This is a genomic window from uncultured Corynebacterium sp. (genome assembly GCF_937999985.1).
Taxonomy (GTDB): domain Bacteria; phylum Actinomycetota; class Actinomycetes; order Mycobacteriales; family Mycobacteriaceae; genus Corynebacterium.
In genome coordinates this window covers 1-2,606 of record NZ_CALLDG010000096.1, presented here as the reverse complement: position 1 = coordinate 2,606, position 2,606 = coordinate 1, and the positions used below count along the sequence as shown (strand labels likewise).

Below are 2,606 nucleotides of genomic sequence, written 5' to 3'. Positions count from 1 at the left end.
TGTTCACCATCACGGCTGGGCTATCCACATCGCTGTCCTCAGCGAAGTCGACGAATGCCTCCAGCTGCTTCTTGATGGCCACCATGTTCTCACCGATCTGCTCCTCGGTCAGCATGGAGCGCTCGCCCACGTCGCGCGGATCGCCAATCATGCCGGTCGCGCCGCCGGCCAGGGTGATCGGACGGTGGCCGAACTGCTGGAAGCGCTTCAGCATAATCAGCGGCACCAAGTGGCCCGCGTGCAGGGAGCTACCGGTCGGGTCGAAACCGCAGTACAGCGTGATGGGGTTCTGCGTGGCCTCCTTCAGCGCCTCCAGGTCCGTCGACTGGTTAATCAGGCCGCGCCACTGCAGCTCGTCGATGATGTTCTTGTTGTCGCTCATGCGTGCTCGTTCTCGCTTTTCTTCTGTGCTCTTTGTGCGTTGCTACTTAACGGGCCAGTCTTTAGCTTCTTCGACCAGCAATACCGGGATGCCGTCCTGCACCGGATAGGCCTTGTTCAGGCGGGGGTTCACCAAATAGTCACCGTGATCCTCCAGCGGCTGCTTGTCGATGGGGCACGCGAGGATCTCTAGGAGCTTCTGGTCAATCATGCTGTCTACTCTAGCCTGTGGCTTGGGCTTCTTTCTTAGTGACGCCCCCCTACGCCGCCCAATACTTACTAGCTTTGTTCGTCGGGGTCATTCAGTACTCCGAACTGCAGCTCCAAGAATGTGCGATTGTCCTTTAGCTCTCGGAGGTTGTCCTGCAGGATCGCCTGGTGAACCTCGTCCATCTCGGTCTGCAAGACAGCCAGCGATGCGCGGAAATCTTCAACCGCCTGCCGGTGCGCTACACCCGGCATCTCTTCCAGGATTCTGCAGGTCTCCGGGAAATAGACATCCATAATGCGGCGAACCTTTTCTTCTTGCGGGGAATCCGCTGCCAGGTGATCCCACTCTTGGACAATGTCCCTGCAAGTTTTGAAGAAATGATCCAGATCCGCGAAAAACTCCTGCCGCTGTTCGCCCGAAAGCCTTATAGATTGCTTTAGCCGCTTGGTTCGGGTGCGCATTTCCAGCAGGGATTCAACTGGAGAAACAACCGGGCTGGGCTTCGACGGCGCAGCCTGCAATTCCTTTTTTGATTGTCGTTCGGGCGTCAGAAGCCCGGCGACACCGGCGAGGGCTCCCGCCGTGATTAGCCATAAAGAACCCAGACCCACCGCAGCGTGGGCACCCACCACGGCGACGAACACGACAAGCGCGACGATGATCTTTAGGGAGTACTTAGAGTTCACGGCTTCTTTCAAACTAACGGTCTGTGTTCCAAACTAGCGGACTGCGTTCTGACCTTTATTGGTAACTGCGGATCTCTTCGAACGCCTTGGCGAGGTCACCGCCACGCGCGTTGAAGACCTTGCCGCCGGTGAAGTTTGCTAGGAAGTTCATCTCCTCCTCGCTGGCCTCACCGTACAGGATCACAAACACCGGGATCTTGTGGTTAGTCTCGGCCATCTTGTGAGTCATCTTTGTGATGAAGTCCTGGCGACTCGTGCCAGAGTTCGACTCGCCATCGGTCATCAGCACAATCGAATTCAGGCTACCGCCCTCGCCCGCACGATCGTAGGCGCGCAACACGGCGTCATAAATCGCGGTTTCACCGCGCGGCTGCAGGCCGTTGACGTAACCCCGCAGATCCTGCTTCTGTTGTGCATTGTCCGGGTCGTAGTTCTCCTGCGTGTACCCGTCCGCAACCTTGCTACTGAAGGGCATGAGGGTAATCGTCTCTCGGCGGGTAAACCCCTTCGGGTTATTGTTTTCGCCGGCGGTGCCGTCGATGAGCTTATTCAGGATGTTCTTTAGATCCGCCAAGCGGTTGCCCCGCATCGAACCAGAAGTATCCAGTAGGAAGTTACTATCCGCGGGTCGGCGCAGTTGATCCCGATACAGGCTAACGAGTGAGACAAGCTGGTCCTCGGACTTCGGGTATTCGTAGTAGCGCTGTATGCCCTTGTTCTCTGCGTCCTCACCCCAGACGTTCAGGTAGGTCTTCTCCCCTACCTCCACGCTGTGCTCCCTAAACCAATCTGCCAGGGCCTCTACTCTCGCCTGAGCATCCTCATCGGCCTTCTGATCGCCGGGGTTCCGAAGTGCCGAGATGGGGTAATCCGCAGCGCCCGCGGCATTACCGGGGACGAATACCTCGATGTCGACGCCGTCGTTTTCTTTCATCGACTGCAGAACAGCCTCATAGTTGAAGATCCCGTCGGCCTTACCCGGGTTCTTCACAAAAGTTTCCCGTAGCCAGCCGGAAGACCCGGAAGTGATCGTCTGGCCAGAGAAAAAGTCCTCCATACGACCCTCGTCCATGGTCACCCGCGAAGAATCAAAAGCCACCCCCTGTGGGAAGTCGCTGAACTCCGCGGCTACCGAAAGGAGGGCAAGGAAACCGGAGTTGGATTCCTGCGGGTCCGTCATGCCAAAAGTCAGGTCGCCACGCGCTGCGGCATCAGCGATATCTGCCCACTTAATGTCCTTATTGCGCCACCCGAGGCGATCCACCACGTCTTGCTTGAGCCCCAAAGCTACCGGCGAACGGGCAATGCTGTGATCTTCACCCTGCGAA

The 2,606-nt window shown here is 57.6% G+C and carries 4 protein-coding genes; all 4 read right to left on the bottom strand.

Annotated features, from left to right (window positions below; all coding sequences use genetic code 11):
• Positions 1 to 382, bottom strand: a 382-nt coding sequence (gene tyrS / locus Q0331_RS04485) for a tyrosine--tRNA ligase (RefSeq protein ID WP_298075246.1), incomplete at its 3' end; no start/stop codon positions are given.
• A 42-nt stretch (positions 383 to 424) separates the two neighbouring features.
• Positions 425 to 592 carry a Trm112 family protein gene (locus tag Q0331_RS04480; protein ID WP_005295682.1) on the bottom strand — a complete coding sequence of 56 codons (168 nt, stop codon included), beginning with the start codon at positions 590 to 592 and terminating at the stop codon, positions 425 to 427.
• Between the two features lie 68 nt (positions 593 to 660).
• Positions 661 to 1,278, bottom strand: a complete 618-nt coding sequence (locus Q0331_RS04475; RefSeq protein ID WP_298075243.1) for a hypothetical protein — start codon at positions 1,276 to 1,278, stop codon at positions 661 to 663.
• Positions 1,279 to 1,333: 55 nt separating this feature from the next.
• Positions 1,334 to 2,606 (bottom strand): VWA domain-containing protein (locus Q0331_RS04470; RefSeq protein ID WP_298075241.1); only part of this gene is annotated, 1,273 nt, incomplete at its 5' end.